The organism is Bradyrhizobium barranii subsp. barranii (genome assembly GCF_017565645.3).
In the GTDB taxonomy this organism is placed as follows: Bacteria; Pseudomonadota; Alphaproteobacteria; order Rhizobiales; family Xanthobacteraceae; genus Bradyrhizobium; species Bradyrhizobium barranii.
The window spans coordinates 2,367,508-2,386,242 of the sequence record NZ_CP086136.1 but is presented as its reverse complement, the minus strand read 5'-3'; the positions used below and the strand labels follow the sequence as shown (position 1 = coordinate 2,386,242).

Genomic DNA, 18,735 nt, shown 5'->3' with positions numbered 1-18,735 from the left:
AGCAAGAAGAATGCCGCAGCTTTGGTGCTGCTCTGCGCCAAGGGCAGACCGCCCGTGACGCTCAGCAGCGCCCGCGCTGGACGCAGTGCTCGCGGCCCTGCTGGTCGGTGCGGAAGGACTCGACGAAGCCGCCCTGACGCTGGGTGACGAAGACGGTCTTGCCGTCGCTGCCGCCGAAGGCGAGATTGGTCGGCTCCTTGCCCTTCAGCGCGATCTCGCGTTCGACTGCACCATTGGGCTTCATCAGCGCGATGGTGCCCTTGAGGATGCGCGCGACATAGAGACGGCCGGCGACGTCGGTGCGCAGCCCGTCGACGGTGTCGGGCTGAAAGGCTTTGACGAGTTTTGCGCCGGTGAGTTCGTTGCCGCGGACGGTGTAGGACCAGATTTCGCCGCTGCTGGATTCCCCGACATAGAGCGTCTTGCCGTCAGGGCCGAGGTCGATGCCGTTGGTGGTGCCCATCGCGCGCGGCGCCGACATCACCTGCCCCTGCACCGTGCCGTCCGCAGATTTGGCGATACGCCAGATGTGGCCTTCCCTGCCCTTCCAATTCGGATCGCTCGCATAGATCGTGCCGTCGCGCGCGACCGTGATGTCGTTGGGCTGGTTCATCTCGTCGGAATGAAACCAGACCACGGGCTCGCTCGCGCCCTTCGGGATCGCGAAGATGTTGTGCTTCTTGTAGTCGGCAATGAACATGGTGCCGTCACGCGCAAAGCGGATGGCGTTGCCGACGCTGCCCGCGGGCAGTGCCGTGAATTGCTCCGAAGCGGCGCCGCCCACCGGCAGCTTGCCGATGGTGCCGGGCTTGCCAAAGTTGACCACGAAGAGATTGCCGTCGAGATCGGCCGCCGGCCCTTCGATGCCGAAGGTGTATTCGCCCGGCGGCGTCACCTGCACGCTTTCGAACAGCTTTGTTTCCGCATGGGCCGGCGATGCCGCGATGACGAGAAGGACGCTACTGCACAGGCACCAGAAATTCCTGCCGGATGTAATAGCCATCGTCGTCGCTGCACTCGCCATTCAGATAGGGATCGGCAGGCCGGAAGAATCGGCTGAAGCCGGGTTTGTCTACAGCGCTCCTTTGTGTCACGACAACGACCTTGGCGGCCGGTATTTCGCCGCATTCCTTGTTGGTCTTGCCAAAGAACTTGCGCTGCGGCGGGCCGGACTTGATCCGCATCCGCGTGCCCGGAACCATTTTCGCAACCAGCAGGTCTGCGGTATCGAGCACGCGCGTGTAACCAGGTTCGGTCCTGGGCAGGCTTTCGCCGCCCGGCGGCATCAGCTTCTCGGCGCCGACGCCGCGCAGCCGCGTGCGCAGCTTGCCGGAGCCTGGATCGCCTGGATAGATCCAGCCGTCCTGCGACAGCATGAAGCGCAGCACCGTCGCGTCCTTTTCCGCATCCGATTGCCCTGCCTTCAGGCCGAAATCCGAGTGGCAGCCGACGCAGTGCTTTTCGACGAGCCCCTTACGCAGCGTGGTGAGCCGGATGCTGTTCTGCGCGTCTTTTGCGACGAAGGCGGCAAGCTGATCGATCAGCTCCTGGCTGCGCATGTCGCAAGGCAACGGCGGCGGATCGCCAGCAGCGCGATCGATGCGGATTACCGTCTGGTTCTTGTCCTCGACCAGCCAGATTGCGCCGTCCTCCGCGACCGTCATGCCGACGGGCGCTCCTTGCGGCCGCGCGCCGTTGACGCGGTGCCAGCCTGCGATCAGTTCGTCGAATGGCGCGGCGGCGACGTCGCCGGCGTCGGTCTGAAAGCTGTGGGTCGGATCTGCCGCGCAACTGACGTGGTAGCGCACCGGCGCCGGGGCGGGCTTCGGGAAGCCATGGTCGTCGACGTCATAGACGAGGACGCGGCTGCCGGTCGGACGATAGCCGTGCAGGCCGACCAGCAGCTTGCCTTCCAGCTCCGGGAATTTCGCGCCGTGATAATAGAGCATCGCGAGCGGCGCGCCGTGCGGCGGCATCAGCGAGAACGGTGCCTTGTAGAGCGCATTGGCCGTGCAGAGCGACTTGTAGACCCCGGATTGCAGCACGAGCTTGAATTCGGGGCTCGGCGTCGACAGGTCGTAGCAATAGGGCCAGCCATAATGCCTGCCCTGCTCGATCGCGTTGATCTCCTCGTTCGGCTTGAAGATGTCGGGCAGGTCGCGGCCGTTCTCGCCCTGCAGGAAGGCATAGCCGGCATCGGGAAAATTCGGATGCAGCGCCAGCGCCATCGAGTTGCGCAGGCCGCGCGCATAGACGGTGTGCGGCGGGTCGGGATCGGCCGGCTTCAGCGCCGGGAAGATGCCGCCTGCGGGCGGTGTGAATAGCCAGATCGAGGCCATCGCGGACGCGCCCTCGGCCGCCGCGCATGGCCTTGTGATCGGCGCCGACGTGATGCAGCCGTCGCTATGCGAGCCGACATTGACGAACAGCCGCCCGTTCCTGTCAAAGACGAACTGCTTGAGCGGATGGGCACTCTCGTCGAGCCTGGTGCCGTCAGGCAATGTGATCCGGCGGCCGGGCATGTGCCGGATGATGGTCTCGACCGTGCTGCGGGGATTGTCGGCGAGCGGATCGAACCGGAAGATCGTCTCCGCGGTCGAGGCGTACAACTTCTTGTCCGGGCCAATCACGAGGCCGAACGGATATTCGATTGCGGTCAGCAGCTCCTTGAACCGCTGCCCCTGCGGCGCATGCGGATCGAGCAGCAGCAGCCGTCCATCGGTGTGGCCCCAGCCGCCCATGTCGGCGACCACGAACAGGTCACGGCCCGGCACCTGGATGATCGAGCGCGGAAATTTCAGGCGATCCTCTTCGCTGGCGACGAGACCGGCGCAGAATCCCGCCTTCATGTCGATCTGGATTCTGGGAAAGGCGAGATCGCCGCTGCCACAGGTTTCCGTGCCGATCGCGTAGCCGCTGTTCCTCACCGGCTCGGAGGAGGCTCCCGGGGCAAGACCGAACAGCGCTCCGGCGACGATCGCAGCAAACAAGCTTCGGCATTCATGCCAGAATGTGAGCTGGTTCACGGCGGTCCCCCGGACTTTCGGTCCAAAGTTGTTCCATGCCATGGGAACGCCGTCCAGTTGATCATCACCCCCCTGTGATCAAACCCGCTCGGGCCTTCGCAGCGACCAATCTCCGTAGATTCCCTTACCGGGCTCGCCCCGAATGTTTCGCAAAGGCCTCGGGTGGTATCGATTTGCCATCCCAGTCGCTCCCGACAGGAGACGCATATGGTCCAGGTCTATTTTCACTGCTCCAACACCGAAGGCACGCTGATCGATCGCAGCGGTACCGCGGTGGCCAGCCTGACCGAGGCGCGTGACCGTGCGGCCCAGATCATGCACTCGATGATCTACACCCCGGGTGCCGAAGACTGGCGCGACTGGGTGATCCATGTCAGCGGCTCCGACGGCGAGGAGATCTTCGACCTTCCCTTCACCGCCATGCTCGGCAAGCCGCATTGAGGTGATGCCGTGCTGTTCGCTTCATTAACCCTGCTCTGCCAGCCCCTCAACTTCGTCGCCACCAAGTGGCAGAAGCTGGTGCGGATCGCAGGCAACCCCTACCGCCCCGAGCTTCACTACATGCGCGGGCCTGGCCCGAAATGGCACGCCAAATATCAGGCCAGCCGGCTGGATCGCAGGCTCTGAGCGCAGTCCGCGGCTGCTCCTCTACTTCCCCGTAAACTTCGCCTTGCGCTTCTCGACGAAGGCGGTGCGGCCTTCGATGGCGTCGGCGCTCTTGCGGATCGTGGCCTGAATCTCGATCTCGCGGCGGAACTGTGCCTCGTAAGCCGCATGCTCGCTCTCCTCGACAAGCGCGCGCGTTGCGACCAAAGCGCGCGTCGGGCCGTCCGCCAGACGGCGCGCCAGGGCCAGCGCCTCGTCCATCAGCTTCGCATCGTCAACGACCTGCCGCACCAGGCCGATCTCCTGCGCGCGTTCGGCCGTCAGGGGCTCGTTCAGCAACATCAGCTCAAGCGCGCGCTGCCGGCCGACCAGCCGCGGCAGCAGCCAGGTCGAACCGAGATCGGGCACCAGGGCGATGCGGCTGAACACCTGGATGAAGCTCGCCGACCGCGCCGCAACAATCATGTCGCCGGCCATCGCAAGGCTGAAGCCGCCGCCGGCCGCGACGCCGTTGACGGCGACCACGACAGGCACGCGGCATTCGCGCAACGCCTTGAACGTGGGCCAGTAGAAGCGCATCACGCCGGCGGCGATGTCCTCGCCCAGCGCTTCCGAAGCCTTCAAATTCTGTCCTGCGCAAAATCCGCGCCCCGCGCCGGTGAGGATCAGTGCGCGAATGCCCTCATCCCCTGTCATCTCGGCGACGGCGGCAGCGAGCGCGCCGAGCAGCTCCGGCGTCATCGCGTTCAGACTCGCCGGCTCGTCGAGGGTCAGAATTCCGACGGCGCCATCCCGCGCCTGTTTCACACCTGCCATGCCGCGTCTCCCTTTGGATTTTCTCGTTGGCGGCAATGTGCCATCCTTCGCGCGCCCCGCCAATGCTGCAGCTTCCGCGTCAGCGCAACGAAGCCAGAACAACCGAATCCAGAGATCAAGACGACATCATGCCTCATCAGTTCAGCCTCGCCCAAGCCGTCCGCAAACCCGCCGTCACATCCAAGGGCGGCATCGTCGCCTCGCAATCGCGGCGCGCGGCCGAAGTGGGGGCGCAGGTGCTGGCGGCAGGCGGCGACTGCGTGGACGCGATCGTCGCGACCACCTTTGCGCTGAACGTGCTGGAGCCCTGGAACAGCGGCATCGGCGGCGGCGGCGCGATGGTGTTGTACCGTGCCAAGGAAAATCGCACCGAGGTGATCGATTACGGCATGTGCGCGCCGCAGAGCCTGCGCGCCGCCGACTATCCGCTCAGTGGCGAAGGCGCGGCCTCCGATCTGTTTCCGTGGCCGCGGGTCAAGGACGATCGCAACATTCACGGCCCCGGCTCGGTCGCCGTGCCCGGCGTTGTCGCCGGCATGGAGGAGGCGCATCGCCGCTACGCCAAGATGCCGTGGAAGGATCTGGTCGCGCCGGCCGCCGCGCTCGCCGGCGAAGGCCTGCTGGTCGATTGGTGGACCACGCTGACAATCGCGGCATCGGCAGCCGATCTCAGGCGCTATCCCGCGAGCGCGGCCACCTTCCTGAAGGATGGCCTGCCGCCGAGCGCGCCGTGGGGCGTCAAGTCCGAGACGCGGCTGCCGCTGGCCACGTTGAAGGCAACGTTGTCGCACCTCGCCGAGGCTGGCCCCCGCGATTTCTACCAGGGCGATCTCGCCAAAAGCATCGCATCCGACATCAAGGCCGACGGCGGCTCGCTGTCGGTGGAGGATCTCGCCGCGTTTCGCGCCCATCTGCGCGAGCCGCTGGCGATCCCCTATCGCGGCGGCAAGGTGTATGCGACGCCGGAGCTCACGGCCGGACCGACAATGGCGCATGCGCTGCGGCTGTTGCAGCAGAGTCTGAAGCCTGGAAGCGCACCCGACGCGACCACCTACAGCGAATATGCGGTGGCGCTGCAAGCAGCCTTCCGCGAGCGGCTCAAGGACATGGGCGATGCCGACGGCAAGCGCTCGCTCGGCGCCGAATATCTGGCGCCCGCCTGCACCACGCATTTCTCCGTGGTCGACCGCCACGGCAACATCGCAGCGGTCACGCAGACGCTGCTCTCGTCCTTCGGCTCGAAATACGTGACGCCGCACACCGGCATCGCCATGAACAACGGCATCATGTGGTTCGACCCGATGCCGGGCACCACCAACTCGCTCGCTCCCGGGAAGCGCTGTCTCTGCAACTACACGCCCGTCATCGCCGAAACGAAGGACGGCAAGCGTCTCGCGGTCGGCGCCTCCGGCGGCCGCCGCATCCTGCCGTCGGTGATGCAGCTCGTGTCCTTTGCGATGGATTTCGGCATGGACCTCGACGCGGCCATCCACCAGCCGCGGATCGACGCAAGCGAAGGCGCGGTCGTGATCGGCGATATCAGACTGCCGGCAGACGTGCGCAAGACACTTGCCGCACGCTTCGATTATGAAGAGACGCAAGTGCAGGCCCTGCCGCAGAAGTTCGCCTGCCCCAGCGTGGTGATGCGCCAGGGCGATACGAATTCCGGCGCGGTCGAGATCTTCCAGCCCTGGGCCGACGCTGTCGCCGAATCCTGAGCGTCACGACTCCTCCGCATTTGCACGCGACACCGCGATCGATGTTCGTTCGTCGAACGGACAGATGCGTGCCTAACAGGAGAGATTTAGGATGAAGAAACTTGCGCTCGCCGCAACACTGATCATCGCGGCCGGCTTCACCATGCCAAACGCCGCATTCGCCAAGGGCGGCCACGGACATGGTCACGGCCATGGCCATGGTCACGGCCATCATGGCGGATACCATGGACATCGCCATGCCACTCCTCCCGGATGGCACCACGGGCGCAAGGTCGGCTGGCGCGGCAGGGGCTGCCCGCCCGGCCTGTGGAAACAGGGCCGCTGCTGACGCCCTATCTGCAAGTTATGCAAGGCGTCGCTCCTGACGGGGCGGCGCCTTCTTCTTCAAACGCCCAGCCGGTCCCGCACCCGGCCCGTGATCACAGCAGTAGTAACCCCCAAGGGCCAAAATGCGTGCATCGGAATCGGCTTGATGCCTGTGACGGGCATGTCGATCTCGGCCTTGGCGCCGCCGATCAGCCGGCGCGCGAGCTGCGCGCCCATCGCGGTCGAGAGCGCGACGCCGCGGCCGTTGCAGCCGAGCGAGATCAGGACGCTCTCCGCCGGCTCGTGCACATGGGGATAATGATCCTTGGTGATGGCGAGCCGGCTGTTCCAGCCGTGCGTCCAGGCGGCGCCCTTGAGCTGCGGCCATAGCCGCTCGGCATAACGCATGAGATAGGCGACGTCGTTGGGCGACTTGATCCAGCGCATCGGGCCGCGACCGCCCATCAAGAGGCGGTTGTGCTGATCGATGCGGTAATAGACCGTGATGTGGCCGCTCTCGTAGAGCACCGGCCGTGTCGGCATAATCGAGCGGGCGACCGCGTCGGAGAGCGGCGCCGTGGCGGCAATCGAGGAGAACACCGGCACGATGGTGCGGCGGAGCGCCGGCCAGAGATCGTCGGTGAAGCCGTTGGTGGCGAGCAGGACCTTGTCGGCATGCACCACCGCGCGCGGCGTCTCGATGCGCCAGCGCGCGCCGTCGCGACGGAGCGACAGCGCCGGCGTTTCGCCATGGGCCTTCGCGCCCGCGGAGATCGCGGCGCGCGCGAGGCCGCGGGCGTAGCTGAGAGGATGTAGATCGCCACCGCGCGTGTCCAGCATCGCGCCGATGTAGCGGTCCGTGCCGGTCATCTCGCGCAACTGCTCGCAGTTCAGATATTGCACCGGCATGCCGCGGCGGATGCATTGCTGCGCCGTCTTCTCGATCGCGGCGGCGCTGGCCTCGTTGTAGGCCGCGCGCAGCGTGCCATTCTGCCGCGCTTCGCAAGGGATCTGGTAGCGGCGGATCAGGTCGTGCGTGAAATTGGTCGTGCCGTAGGAGAAGTCGATCATGCGGCGGCCGAGCTCAGCGCCGAAATCGGCCTCGATCTGATCGGGGTCATGCTTCAGGCCGGGATTGGTGTGACCACCATTATTGCCCGATGCGCCCCAACCAGGTTCCTGCGCCTCCAGCACCAGCGCCTCGACACCTTGCTCCGCCAGATGCAAGGCCGTGGACAGACCGGTGTAGCCGCCGCCGACGATCGCGACGGGGACGGTCTTGTCGACATCGAGCGGCGGCGTGGCAACCCGCGCGACGGCGGTGTCGGCATAGAGCGAGGGCGGCAGAGGCAGGCGCGTAGTCATGACGAGGACCGATCAGAGCGGATGCAGCACGCGGCGCAAAAAGTCCTGCGTGCGCGGATGCTGGGGTTGGTTGAGCAGCGCCTTGGCCGGCCTCTGCTCGACGATGACGCCGCCGTCGATGAAGAGCACGCGGTCGGCGACGTCGCGGGCAAAGCCCATCTCGTGGGTGACGACGACCATGGTCATGCCGTCATCGGCGAGCTTGCGCATCACGCCGAGCACGTCACCGACCAGCTCGGGATCGAGCGCCGAGGTCGGCTCGTCGAACAGGATCGCCTTTGGCTGCATCGCCAGCGCGCGCGCGATCGCGACGCGCTGCTGCTGGCCGCCGGAGAGTTGCGGCGGATGCGCATCGGCCTTTTCGGCGAGGCCCACCTGACCGAGCAGCGCGCGGCCGCGCTCGAGCACCTGCACACGCGGCTCCTTCTTTACAAAGAGCGGGCCTTCGACGACGTTCTCCAGCACGGTGCGATGCGGGAACAGGTTGAAGCGCTGGAACACCATCGAGACCTGGGTGCGGACCTTCACGATGGAGGACGCATCGCGGTCGACCTTCAGTCCCTCGACGTTGATCTCGCCGCGGTCGTAGCTTTCCAGCCCGTTGATACAGCGCAGGATCGTCGATTTGCCGGAGCCCGAGGGGCCAATGATGCAGACCACCTCGCCCTTCTCAACGTTCGCCGTGATGCCCTTGAGCACCTCGTTCTGGCCAAAGCTCTTGTGGACGTCGGTGAGCTCGATCATTTCTTGCCCGCCCGCTTCTCGAAGTGACGGACCAGCAGGATCAGCGGAATGCTCATGGTGAGATACATCAGCGCCACAAGCGTGAACACGTTGGTGTTCTTGAAGGTCGAGGACGCGATCAGCTTGCCTTGCAGCGCGAGCTCGGCGACCGTGATGGTCGAGGCTTGCGACGAATCCTTCAACATCATGATCATGACGTTGCCGTAGGGCGGCAGCACGATGCGCACTGCCTGGGGCAGCACCACACGGCGCATGGTGAGCCACCAGCCCATGCCGATCGACTGCGCCGCCTCGATCTGGCCCTTGTCGATCGCCTCGATGCCCGCGCGGAAATTCTCGGCCTGATAGGCCGAATAGGCGATGCCGAGCCCGAGGATCGCGGCCTGCAAGGCCGATAGCGTGACACCGAGATCCGGCATCACGAAATAGAGGTAGAACAACAGCACGATGATCGGGATGCCGCGGATCACGTTGATCAGGCTGGCACTGAGCATCGACAGCACCTTGATGCCGGAGACCCGCATCATCGCCCAGATCAGACCCAGCACCGTCGAGAGCAGCAGCGAGCCGATGGTGACGACGATCGTCAGCGCGACGCCGCTCATCAGGATCGGGAAGAATTCGACGGCGTCGTGCCAGAAGCCTTTCAGCCTTTCATCGGTCAGCCTTACCAGCCTCTGTCGATCAACCCTGCGCCTTCTGACCCCACTTCTCGAGGATCTTGTCGATGGTGCCGTTGGCCTTGAGCTTCGCGAGCGAGGCGTTGATCTTGCCGAGCAGCGCGGCCTCGCCCTTGCGGACGCCGATGCCGACCGAGCCGACCGTGACGGGCTTGTAGCCGTCGACCAGACGCACCTCGGGGAAACCGCCCTGCTTCAGATTGTAGGCGAGGATCGGATAGTCGGCGTAGCCGGCCTTAAGGCGACCGGTGTTCACGTCGCGCAGGATGTCAGGGATGGTGTCGTAGGCCTTGACGTCGGCAAACAGGCCGGACTTCTTCAGCGCATCGACGAAGGCGGTACCGACCTGGGCGCCGACCGTCTCGCCCTTCAGATCATCCTGCGTGGCATAGGCCTTGGTGTCGCTCTTCGGGACCACCAGGCCCTCGCCGTAGGTGTAGATCGGATCGGAGAAGTCGACGACCTCCTTGCGCGGTGCGGTGATGAACATCGCCGCCGCAATCATGTCGATCTTGCCCGATGTCAGCGACGGGATCAGCGCCGAGAACGCCATCGGCTCGATCTGCACGCTGAGGCCGGCGTCCTTGCCGATCTCGGTGACGATGTCGACCATGATGCCCTGGATCGTGTTGGTCTTGGTGTCGAGGAAGGTGAAGGGAATGCCTGTCGGCGTCGAGCCGACCTTCAACGCCTGCTGCGCCGAAGCCGGCATCACCGCTGCAATCGCGAGCGCCGCGACCGCGGCCAGACCAAAACGCTTCATCGCATCCCCCTTTGGGCTTGGCCGATGTCGGCGCTCGCGCATGTCGTGATCAGACGTTGCGGGCCAAGCCGTTTCGGCCTATTTTCACCAATATGAAAATTTGGTCACACTTTCGCGGGCGATGCAAGCGGTTTTCATGCACATGAAGGAAGCGGTTTGACGTGAGCGGTGGCAAAAGAATGCGCAAACCGGCCGCCGCAAAGCCGGCGAAGGTGAAAGCCAAGGCTACCACCAAGCCGGCCGAGCCCGCGATGGATGTCGCGGTCGGCCGCCGTATCCGCGATCTCAGGCGTGTCAGACAATTCTCGCTCGAGACCGTCGCGGCGCGCACCGACCTGTCGATCGGCTTCCTCAGCCAGATCGAGCGCGGCCTGTCGTCGCCATCGCTGCGCGTGCTGGCCACACTCGCAGATGTGCTCGGCGTCGGGATCGCCGCGCTCTTCGGCGCGAGCCCAAGCGCCGATGGCGTCTCCGATCAGGTGGTGACGCGCGGGCTCCAGCGGCCCGAGTTGAAGCTCTGGCGCACCGGCGTATCGAAACAATTGCTGAGCCCGGCGAGCGCCGACAACAAGCTCAACCTGTTCCTGGTGCATCTGGAACCGGGCGGCTCCACCGGTGACGAGCTCTACACTCACGATGGCGAAGAGGCCGGCCTGGTGCTCGAAGGCGAGATGATGCTGACGGTGGACAGCGAGACTTGGTCGCTGAAGACGGGCGACAGCTTTCGGTTCGCGAGCCGAAGGCCGCACCGTTTTTCCAATCCGGCCAATGATGCGAAGGCTGTGGTGCTGTGGGTGAATTGCGTGACGGGGGCGGGGTAGCTTCTTTCGCGCGGCGAGCGCAATTCCAGTCCCGTCATCCTGAGGCGCTCGCGCAGCGAGCCTCGAAGGATGCACGGCCCCGATAGAGCCGGGCCGTCGCCCTTCGAGGGCCGCTGAAGAAGCGGCCACCTCAGGGTGACGGTCGAGTGAGTGCGCGATGCCTCTCCACCGTCATTGCGAGCGCAGCGAAGCAATCCAGAACTGCCACCGCGGAAAGATACTGGATTGCTTCGCTGCGCTCGCAATGACGAGCAGATAGAGAATCACCCGAACCGATACTTGTACCGGTCCACCGTCAGCGCGCTCACATCGACCTCCGGCTTCCTGCCCGACAGCATGTCCGCGAGTACACGGCCGGAGCCGCAGGACATGGTCCAGCCGAGCGTGCCATGGCCGGTGTTGAGGTGGAGGTTGCCATACTGCGTCGGGCCGATCACAGGCGGGCCATCCGGCGTCATGGGACGCAGGCCGCTCCAGAACGTCGCCTTGGAGAGATCGCCGCCGCGCGGGAACAGATCGGTCAGCGAATGATCGAGCGTGGCGCGGCGGGCGTCATAGAGCTGGCTCGAATAGCCGGAGATCTCGGCGGTGCCACCGACGCGGATGCGATTGCCGAGGCGGGTGATCGCGACCTTGTAGCTCTCGTCCATCACGGTCGATTCAGGCGCGCCGGAGGCGTCCTTGATCGGCACCGTGATCGAATAGCCCTTCACCGGATAGACCGGCAATGAGATGCCGAGCGGTGCGACGAGCCGTGACGACCAGCTTCCGAGCGCGAGAACGTAGGCATCGGCCTGCAACGTGCCCGCACTGGTCACGACACCACTGACGCGCGCGCCGTCCGTGACGATGCAATCGATGCCGGTGTTGAACATGAAGCGAACGCCGAGCGCTTCGGCATGCTTGGCCAGCGCCTGCGTGAACATGTGGCAGTCGCCGGTCTCGTCCTGCGGCAAGCGAAGCCCGCCGGCGAACTTCTCCTTCACGCCAGCGAGCGCCGGCTCGACCGCGATGCAGCCCTCCCGGCTCAGCACTTCGAAAGGAACGCCATACTGCTTGAGCACGGCGATGTCCTCACCCGTGCCATCGAGCTGCGCCTGGGAGCGGAACAGCTGCAGCGTGCCCTGCGAACGCTCGTCATATTGAATGCCGATGTCGCGGCGCAGGTCGCGCAGGCAATCGCGGCTGTATTCCGCGATCGGGATCATCCGGCTCTTGTTGACCGCGTAACGCGCGCTGGTGCAGTTGCGCAGCATCTTGGACAGCCAGACCCACATCACGGGGTCGAGCTTCGGCCGGATCACCAGCGGGCCATGCTTCATCAGCAGCCATTTGATCGCCTTCACCGGCACGCCGGGGCCGGCCCAGGGCGAGGAATAGCCGGGCGACACCTCGCCCGCGTTGGCGAACGAGGTCTCCAGCGCCGGCTCGGGCTGACGGTCGACGACCGTCACCTCATGACCGGCACGCGCAAGGTAGTAGGCAGAGGTGACACCGATGACACCGCTGCCGAGGATCAGAACTTTCACGCTTCGTCAAACTCCCGCGGCATCACGCTCGCCGCTGCAAGAACAAACTCCGCAACGGCGAGAGCAATTATCAGGCCACCCGCTTGATGGCGTCGCCGAGGATCGAGACCATATCGTCGATATGGCTCTTCTCGACGATGAGCGGGGGCGACAGCGCGAAGCTATCGCCGCTCATGCGGAAGTACAGACCGCGATTGAAGCAATCGACCATGACGTCGTAACCACGCGCGCCGACCGCACCATCACGCGACGACAGCTCGACAGCGCCCATCAGGCCGCAATTGCGGATGTCGACGACGTTCGGCAGGCCCTTCAGCGAATGCAGCGCATCGCCCCAGTACCCGGCGATCGACGCACCGCGCGTCAGCAGGCCCTCGTCCTTGTAGATGTCGAGCGTCGCGATACCGGCGGCGCAGGCGGTCGGATGCGCCGAATAGGTGTAACCGTGGAACAGCTCCATCTGGTTCTCCGGGCCGACCATCAGGCCGTCGTGAACCTTGCGGCTCGCGAACACCGCGCCGCAGGGAATGGTGCCGTTGGTGATGCCCTTGGCCGTCGTCATCAGGTCCGGCGTGACGCCGAAGAAGTCGGCGGCGAACGGCGTGCCGAGGCGGCCGAAGCCGGTGATGACCTCGTCGAAGATGAGGAGGATGCCGTGCTTGTCGCAGATCTCGCGCAGACGCTTGAGATAGCCCTTCGGCGGCGGCAGCACCGCGGTCGAGCCCGGCACCGGCTCGACGATGACGGCCGCGATCGTCTCGGCGCCATGCAGGCCGACCAGACGCTCGAGATCGTCGGCGAGCTCGGCGCCATGCTCAGGCTGGTCCTTGGCGAAGGCGTTGCGGGTGAGATCGTGGGTGTGGCGGATGTGGTCGACGCCCGGAAGATGGGTGGCGAAGGCGCGGCGATTGGCGACCATGCCGCCGACCGACATGCCGCCGAAGCCGACGCCGTGATAGCCGCGCTCGCGGCCGATCAAACGGGTGCGGCTCGCCTGGCCGTTGGCGCGGTGATAGGCGAGCGCGATCTTCAGCGCAGTGTCGACCGACTCGGAGCCGGAGTTGGTGAAGAAGATGCGGTCGAGGCCCTTCGGCGCGATCTCGGCGAGACGCTCGGCGAAGTCGAATGCCAGCGGATGGCCCATCTGGAACGACGGGGCGAAGTCCAGCGTCATCAGCTGGCGCTCGACGGCGGCGGCGATCTGCTTGCGGCCGTGACCGGCATTGACGCACCAGAGGCCGGCGGAGCCGTCGATCACCTTGCGGCCGTCGACGGTGGTGTAGTGCATGCCCTCGGCCGAGGAGAACAGGCGCGGCGCCTTCTTGAACTGACGGTTGGCCGTGAACGGCATCCAGAACGAGTCGGTCTTGATAGTGTTAGGAATCTGATGAAGGGTCACGGGCCACGCTCCTTTGCTGACCGGATAGCAGAGGCACGGCTTCGGAAGCGCAACAAGTCCTTTTCTGGTCACCTGCAAGCCATTGATTTTACTGGGGCTGCTGGTCCATATTTGCGCGATCCCGCAACACCTGCAACAGGGACCAGGGGCATGAGCGTCGACATCGGTGGACGGCTGCGATTCATCCGGGCGCACCACAAGCTGTCGCAGCGCGAGCTCGCCAAGCGCGCCGGGGTCACCAATTCGACGATCTCGCTGATCGAATCCAACCAGATGAACCCGTCGGTCGGCGCGCTCAAGCGCATCCTCGACGGCATCCCGATGGGGCTCGCCGAGTTTTTCGCGCTGGAGCCGGAGTCGCGGCGCAAGATCTTCTACCGTGCGGAGGAGCTGACCGAGGTCGGCAAGAAGCCGATCTCGTATCGCCAGATCGGCGACAATCTGTTCGGCCGCAGCCTGCAGATTTTGAAAGAGCGTTACGAGCCCGGCAGCGACACCGGACGCGTTCACCTCGTCCATGACGGCGAGGAAGGCGGCATCGTGATCTCGGGCAAGCTCGAAGTCACCGTCGAGGACGAGCGCCGCATCCTCAATCCCGGCGATGCCTACTACTTCGAGAGCCGTCGCCCGCATCGCTTCCGCTGCGTCGGCGGCAAGCCGTGCGAAGTGATCTCGGCCTGCACGCCGCCGACGTTTTGAGGCGCTCGACATTATCCGGAATCTTACGGAGTGCCCCGGTGTCTTACGGAGCTTGAGGCATCTCAATTTCCGCGCGTCGATCCTCTATATGTTGCGAACCCAAGCCGAGGAAACATTCCGGCGCCGCTTCATAACTGGGCTCGCAGATGAAGATCACGCTCGCCAATGCAGAGGCTGCGCTCGATGAAGTGCAGCGCGACACCGACAAGCTCCGTTCGCAGGAGCTGCGTAAGGTTATTGCCGACTATATCGAGACGCAGCGAGAGGCGCTGAAGGCGCTCCGCAAGAAACTGCACTAGCAGGACGCGGCGGAACGAGAAGATCTCGTCCCGCCTTTTTGTCTCAACGCTGCGTCAGCAACTCCTCGATCTTGATCGGAAAGCGGCGGACACGCACGCCGGTCGCATGCCACACCGCATTGGCGACCGCGCCGGCGCTGCCGGTAATGCCGATCTCCCCGACGCCCTTGATGCCGAGCGCATTCACATGCGGATCGTGCTCCTCGACCATGATCACGTCGAGCGGCGGCACGTCGGCATTCACGGGGATATGGTACTCGCCGAGATTGGCATTCATGATCCGGCCGCTGCGGCGGTTGGTGATGGCTTCCTCATGCAGCGCGAAGGACATGCCCCAGATCATGCCGCCGAACAGCTGGCTCTTCACCAGATGCGGATTGACGATGCGCCCCGCAGCGAAGGCGCCGACCATGCGGCTGACCCGGACCTGGCCGAGCTCGGGATCGACCTTCACCTCCGCGAACACCGCGCCGTGGGCATGCATCGCATACTCTTCCATCGCCGCAGGATTTGGCGCGCCGGTGCCGCGCGCCTCGACCTCGGCAACGCCAGCGCGCGCGAGGATCTCGACGTAGCTCTCTCCGCGGTTTTCGTCATCGCGACGGATCAACCGGCCCTCGCGTGCGATGACGCCGGCATTGCCGGCACCGAACAGCGGCGAGCGCTCGTCACTGGTGGCGAGATCGGCGAGCTTTGCGACCACGGCCGCACCGGCGCTATGGATCGCAGCACCCGCGGTCGCGGTGTGCGCCGAGCCGCCGGCAATACCGGCGTCGGGCAAGTCGGATGAACCGGCCTTGAACTCGACACGGTCGATGTCGAGCCCGAGTTCGTCGGCTGCGATCTGGGCGAGTGCCGTCCAGGCGCCCTGCCCCATGTCATGCGCGCCGATTTCCATCGCACCGCTACCGTCGCGGCGGAGCACTGCGCGCGCTTCGGCCTGGAACATCAGCGCCGGGAAGGTCGCCGTGCCCATGCCCCAACCGACGAGAAGGCCGGCATCATCACGCATCTGCAGCGGCTGGAGCGAACGCTTCGACCAGCCGAAGCGCGCCGCGCCCTGCTCGTAGCAGGCCCGCAGCGCCTTCGAGGAGAACGGTTTTCCCGTGATCGGCTCGACCTCGGCGTAGTTCTTCAGGCGGAAAGCCAGCGGATCGATGCCGCAGGCCCAGGCCATCTCGTCGATCGCGCTTTCGAGCGCGATCGAGCCGGTGGCCTCGCCGGGCGCACGCATGAACAGCGGCGTGCCGGTGTTCACGCGCACGGCGTCATGCGAGGTACGGATTGACGGACTGGCATAGAGTGTATGCGAGGCATCCGCGGCCGGCTCGTAAAAATCGTCGAATGTGCTCGACACGGTTCTGGCGTGATGATCGAGCGCGGTCAGGCGCCCTTCGCCGTCCGTGCCAATGCGCAGCCGCTGACGCGTCGGTGCACGGTGACCGACCGGGCCGTACATCTGCTCACGGCGCAGCACCAGCTTGACCGGCTTGCCGACCAGCTTTGCGGCCATGATGCCGAGGACCGGCGGACCAGCCATCAGCCCCTTCGAGCCGAAGCCGCCGCCGAGGAACGGGCTGCGGATGTGGATCTTGTCATGCGCGATGCCGAACAATTCGGCAACGCGCGCAAGCGACAGCATGAGCCCCTGGGTCGGCATGTCGATCTGCAGACTGTCGCCATTCCATGCGGCCACAATCGCGTGCGGCTCCATGGCGTTGTGATATTGCGGCGGCGTCTCATAGATCGCGTCGATCTGCTTCTCGGCCGCGGCAAGGCCGGCCTCGACATCGCCGAGGCGATTTTCGGTGGGGTTGCCGACGCCGACGACCGGCGGCACGTAACTCTCGCCGGCATCGAGGCCGACCAGCGCAGGCAGCGTCTCGTAGCGCGGCGCCAGCAGCATCGCGCCTTCGGTCGCCGCCTCCAGCGTCTCGGCGATCACGACGGCGATGGGCTGGTTGGCGTAGCGGACCTCGTCGCTTTGCAGGACTTCCATCCGGAACACGAACGGATTGGTCTTGATCTCCGGATCGATTGCGAGCTGCGGCTTGTGCTCAGATGTCATGACGTCAACGACGCCGGGATGGCGTTTGGCGGCAGCGACATCGAGCGAGGTGACGCGGCCTCGCGCGATGCTGGAGACGGCCATCACGGCAAACAGCATGCCGGGCGGATGGTTGTCGGCGGCATAGGTCGCCTGCCCCTTGACCTTGAGGACGCCGTCGCGCCGGGTCAGGGGCTGACCGATGTTCGAGCCGTGGCGCAGATGGGCGGGAGAGCTGGTAGATTAAGCTCAGGCATGGATGGCTCCGGACGTCGAGGCAAAGGGAGAGGCCGGCAGCGCGGGAATACGCGCGGGCGTACCGGCAGCGGCAAGGGTCAGCGCGCGCACGACGATGCGGCGTGCGAGCTCGATCTTGAAGGCGTTGTCGCCGGACGGCTTTGCGTCGGTAAGCGCGCGCCAGGCCGCTTCCTGGAAGGCATCTGCCGTGGGCGTAACGCCCTTGAGCACGTCTTCCGCGGCAAGAGCGCGCCAGGGCTTTGCGGCGACGCCGCCGAGCGCCAGCCGCGCCTCCGCGATCTTGCCGTTCTCGATCCGCAACGCCGCCGCGGCCGAGACCACGGCGAACGCGTAAGACGTGCGCTCACGAACCTTGAGGTAGCGCGCATGCGTGGCGAAGCCGCGCGCCGCGGGCGGCAGGCGCACCGCGACGATGAGGTCGCCGGGGTCGAGCCCCGATTCACGCCCGGGCGTGTTGCCCGGCAGACGATGCAGCGCGTCGAGCGCGATCTCGCGGCGGCCGTTCCTGCCCTCGATCTCCACAATGGCGTCGAGCGCGACCAGCGGCACGCAGAAGTCCGACGGATGCGTGGCGATACAGCTCTCGCTCCAACCGAGCACGGCATGCGTGCGGTTCTCGCCCTCGCGCGCGTCGCAGCCAGAGCTAGCCTCGCGCTTGTTGCAGCGGCTGGCGGTGTCGTAGAAATACGCGCAGCGCGTCCGTTGCAGCAGATTGCCGCCGACGGTCGCGGCATTGCGCAGTTGCGCGGACGCACCGGAGAGCAGCGCCTCAGCAACGGCCGGGTAGGACTTCGCGAAGTTTGCGTCATGCGCGAGATCGGCGTTGCTCACCAGCGCGCCGATGCGCAACGATCCGTCGGCGAGAGTCTCGATCTGATCGAGCCCGTCGAGATGCGTGACATCGACCAGCCGATCCGGTCGGCTGACGCCGCCCTTCATCAGATCGAGCAGATTGGTGCCGGCGGCGAGATAGGCAGTGCCCGGCTGACCGGCCGCCGCAACGGCCTCGGCCACTGTGGCCGGCCTGATATAATCGAACGGTTTCATGCGAAGCGCCTCTGATTGGATTCGTCCGTGCCGGCCTGGGCTTCCAGCACGGCATCGACGATGCCGGCATAAGCGCCGCAGCGGCAGAGATTGCCGCTCATGCATTCGCGGATGCGCTCGGGATCGTTGCCGGCCTGCGCCTCTTGCATCATGCCGATCGCGCTCATGATCTGGCCGGGCGTGCAGAAGCCGCACTGAAAGCCGTCATGTGCGATGAAGGCCGCCTGCACCGGATGAAGCTGGTCGCCGCGCGCGACGCCTTCGATGGTGAGGATGTCGGCGCCGTCATGGCTGATGGCCAGAGCAAGACAGGAGTTGATGCGCTTGCCGTCGACGAGAATGGTGCAGGCGCCGCACTGGCCGCGATCGCATCCCTTCTTGGTTCCGGTCAGATGGAGGCGCTCACGCAGGAGATCGAGCAGCGTGACGCGCGGATCGTCGAGGACGAAGTCGCGCCGCGCACCGTTCACGGTGAGGCTGATGGAGTGGTTCATACAAGGCTCCGATCAGATATGGACATGAGTCATCGGCCAGCGCGCCACCTCCGTGGCCGCCGTCGATATGCGTTGGCCAGGCGGAACCCGGCCAACATCTCGAGGAAGATACGGAGGC

At 65.5% G+C, this 18,735-nt stretch carries 18 protein-coding genes and 1 pseudogene; 7 read left to right on the top strand and 12 right to left on the bottom strand.

Annotation, left to right across the window (positions count from 1 at the left end):
- Nucleotides 1-61: 61 nt before the first annotated feature.
- Complete coding sequence (locus J4G43_RS11620; RefSeq protein ID WP_208084873.1) at nucleotides 62-1,003, bottom strand: SMP-30/gluconolactonase/LRE family protein; 942 nt, start codon at nucleotides 1,001-1,003, stop codon at nucleotides 62-64.
- Complete coding sequence (locus J4G43_RS11615) at nucleotides 960-3,026, bottom strand: PQQ-dependent sugar dehydrogenase (RefSeq protein ID WP_208084872.1); 2,067 nt, start codon at nucleotides 3,024-3,026, stop codon at nucleotides 960-962. The genes J4G43_RS11620 and J4G43_RS11615 overlap by 44 nt, the downstream gene beginning before the upstream one ends.
- Before the next feature lie 207 nt (nucleotides 3,027-3,233).
- On the opposite strand from J4G43_RS11615, the gene J4G43_RS11610 reads away from it, so the two are divergent.
- The gene (locus tag J4G43_RS11610; RefSeq protein WP_014497658.1) at nucleotides 3,234-3,467 is read left to right on the top strand and encodes a DUF6894 family protein; all 234 of its coding nucleotides are present in this window, start codon (nucleotides 3,234-3,236) and stop codon (nucleotides 3,465-3,467) included.
- A gap of 9 nt (nucleotides 3,468-3,476) precedes the next feature.
- On the top strand, nucleotides 3,477-3,653 hold the full coding sequence (locus J4G43_RS11605) for a hypothetical protein (protein ID WP_014497659.1): 177 nt from the start codon (nucleotides 3,477-3,479) through the stop codon (nucleotides 3,651-3,653).
- Between the two features lie 21 nt (nucleotides 3,654-3,674).
- Here J4G43_RS11605 and J4G43_RS11600 read toward each other — a convergent pair whose 3' ends face one another.
- Nucleotides 3,675-4,448 (bottom strand): enoyl-CoA hydratase-related protein, encoded by a 774-nt coding sequence (locus J4G43_RS11600; RefSeq protein WP_208084871.1) that lies wholly within the window; start codon nucleotides 4,446-4,448, stop codon nucleotides 3,675-3,677.
- Nucleotides 4,449-4,576: 128 nt separating this feature from the next.
- On the opposite strand from J4G43_RS11600, the gene J4G43_RS11595 reads away from it, so the two are divergent.
- Entirely contained in the window at nucleotides 4,577-6,166 is a 1,590-nt protein-coding gene (locus J4G43_RS11595) for a gamma-glutamyltransferase family protein (protein WP_208084870.1), read from the top strand.
- A gap of 91 nt (nucleotides 6,167-6,257) precedes the next feature.
- Nucleotides 6,258-6,494 carry a hypothetical protein gene (locus tag J4G43_RS11590; RefSeq protein WP_208084869.1) on the top strand — a complete coding sequence of 79 codons (237 nt, stop codon included), beginning with the start codon at nucleotides 6,258-6,260 and terminating at the stop codon, nucleotides 6,492-6,494.
- Nucleotides 6,495-6,550: 56 nt separating this feature from the next.
- On the opposite strand, the gene J4G43_RS11585 is transcribed toward J4G43_RS11590, so the two are convergent.
- Genes J4G43_RS11585 through J4G43_RS11570 form a run of 4 tightly spaced genes read right to left on the bottom strand, consistent with a single transcriptional unit; the run spans nucleotide 6,551 to nucleotide 10,024 of the window.
- Nucleotides 6,551-7,837, bottom strand: coding sequence for an NAD(P)/FAD-dependent oxidoreductase (locus J4G43_RS11585; protein WP_208084868.1), 1,287 nt, complete (start codon nucleotides 7,835-7,837; stop codon nucleotides 6,551-6,553).
- Nucleotides 7,838-7,849: 12 nt separating this feature from the next.
- Nucleotides 7,850-8,581: an amino acid ABC transporter ATP-binding protein gene (locus J4G43_RS11580; RefSeq protein ID WP_208084867.1), complete on the bottom strand. Its 732-nt coding sequence runs from the start codon at nucleotides 8,579-8,581 to the stop codon at nucleotides 7,850-7,852.
- Nucleotides 8,578-9,231 carry an amino acid ABC transporter permease gene (locus tag J4G43_RS11575; protein ID WP_014497665.1) on the bottom strand — a complete coding sequence of 218 codons (654 nt, stop codon included), beginning with the start codon at nucleotides 9,229-9,231 and terminating at the stop codon, nucleotides 8,578-8,580. The genes J4G43_RS11580 and J4G43_RS11575 overlap by 4 nt, the downstream gene beginning before the upstream one ends.
- Nucleotides 9,232-9,265: 34 nt before the next feature.
- Nucleotides 9,266-10,024, bottom strand: coding sequence for an ABC transporter substrate-binding protein (locus tag J4G43_RS11570; RefSeq protein WP_208084866.1), 759 nt, complete (start codon nucleotides 10,022-10,024; stop codon nucleotides 9,266-9,268).
- Nucleotides 10,025-10,203: 179 nt separating this feature from the next.
- Here J4G43_RS11570 and J4G43_RS11565 point away from each other — a divergent pair, with 179 nt between their 5' ends.
- On the top strand, nucleotides 10,204-10,845 hold the full coding sequence (locus J4G43_RS11565; protein WP_208084865.1) for a helix-turn-helix domain-containing protein: 642 nt from the start codon (nucleotides 10,204-10,206) through the stop codon (nucleotides 10,843-10,845).
- A gap of 263 nt (nucleotides 10,846-11,108) precedes the next feature.
- On the opposite strand, the gene J4G43_RS11560 is transcribed toward J4G43_RS11565, so the two are convergent.
- Together J4G43_RS11560 and J4G43_RS11555 are read right to left on the bottom strand one after the other, a co-directional pair.
- A complete protein-coding gene (locus tag J4G43_RS11560) occupies nucleotides 11,109-12,374 on the bottom strand; it encodes a D-amino acid dehydrogenase (protein WP_208084864.1) in 1,266 nt (421 codons plus the stop codon).
- A 70-nt stretch (nucleotides 12,375-12,444) separates the two neighbouring features.
- Nucleotides 12,445-13,773 (bottom strand): omega-aminotransferase AptA, encoded by a 1,329-nt coding sequence (locus tag J4G43_RS11555; protein ID WP_085403317.1) that lies wholly within the window; start codon nucleotides 13,771-13,773, stop codon nucleotides 12,445-12,447.
- Nucleotides 13,774-13,923: 150 nt separating this feature from the next.
- On the opposite strand from J4G43_RS11555, the gene J4G43_RS11550 reads away from it, so the two are divergent.
- Complete coding sequence (locus J4G43_RS11550) at nucleotides 13,924-14,472, top strand: cupin domain-containing protein (RefSeq protein WP_014497670.1); 549 nt, start codon at nucleotides 13,924-13,926, stop codon at nucleotides 14,470-14,472.
- A gap of 146 nt (nucleotides 14,473-14,618) precedes the next feature.
- Nucleotides 14,619-14,771 (top strand): hypothetical protein, encoded by a 153-nt coding sequence (locus tag J4G43_RS11545; protein WP_208084863.1) that lies wholly within the window; start codon nucleotides 14,619-14,621, stop codon nucleotides 14,769-14,771.
- 43 nt (nucleotides 14,772-14,814) lie between these two features.
- On the opposite strand, the pseudogene J4G43_RS11540 reads toward J4G43_RS11545, so the two are convergent.
- From J4G43_RS11540 to J4G43_RS11530, 3 genes and pseudogenes are all read right to left on the bottom strand, one after another.
- Nucleotides 14,815-17,075 (bottom strand): annotated as a pseudogene (locus J4G43_RS11540) (xanthine dehydrogenase family protein molybdopterin-binding subunit).
- Nucleotides 17,068-18,123 carry an FAD binding domain-containing protein gene (locus J4G43_RS11535; protein WP_208084862.1) on the bottom strand — a complete coding sequence of 352 codons (1,056 nt, stop codon included), beginning with the start codon at nucleotides 18,121-18,123 and terminating at the stop codon, nucleotides 17,068-17,070. Before J4G43_RS11535 ends, J4G43_RS11540 begins: the two are co-directional and overlap by 8 nt.
- Nucleotides 18,120-18,617: a (2Fe-2S)-binding protein gene (locus J4G43_RS11530; protein WP_208084861.1), complete on the bottom strand. Its 498-nt coding sequence runs from the start codon at nucleotides 18,615-18,617 to the stop codon at nucleotides 18,120-18,122. Before J4G43_RS11530 ends, J4G43_RS11535 begins: the two co-directional genes overlap by 4 nt.
- Between the last annotated feature and the right edge of the window lie 118 nt (nucleotides 18,618-18,735).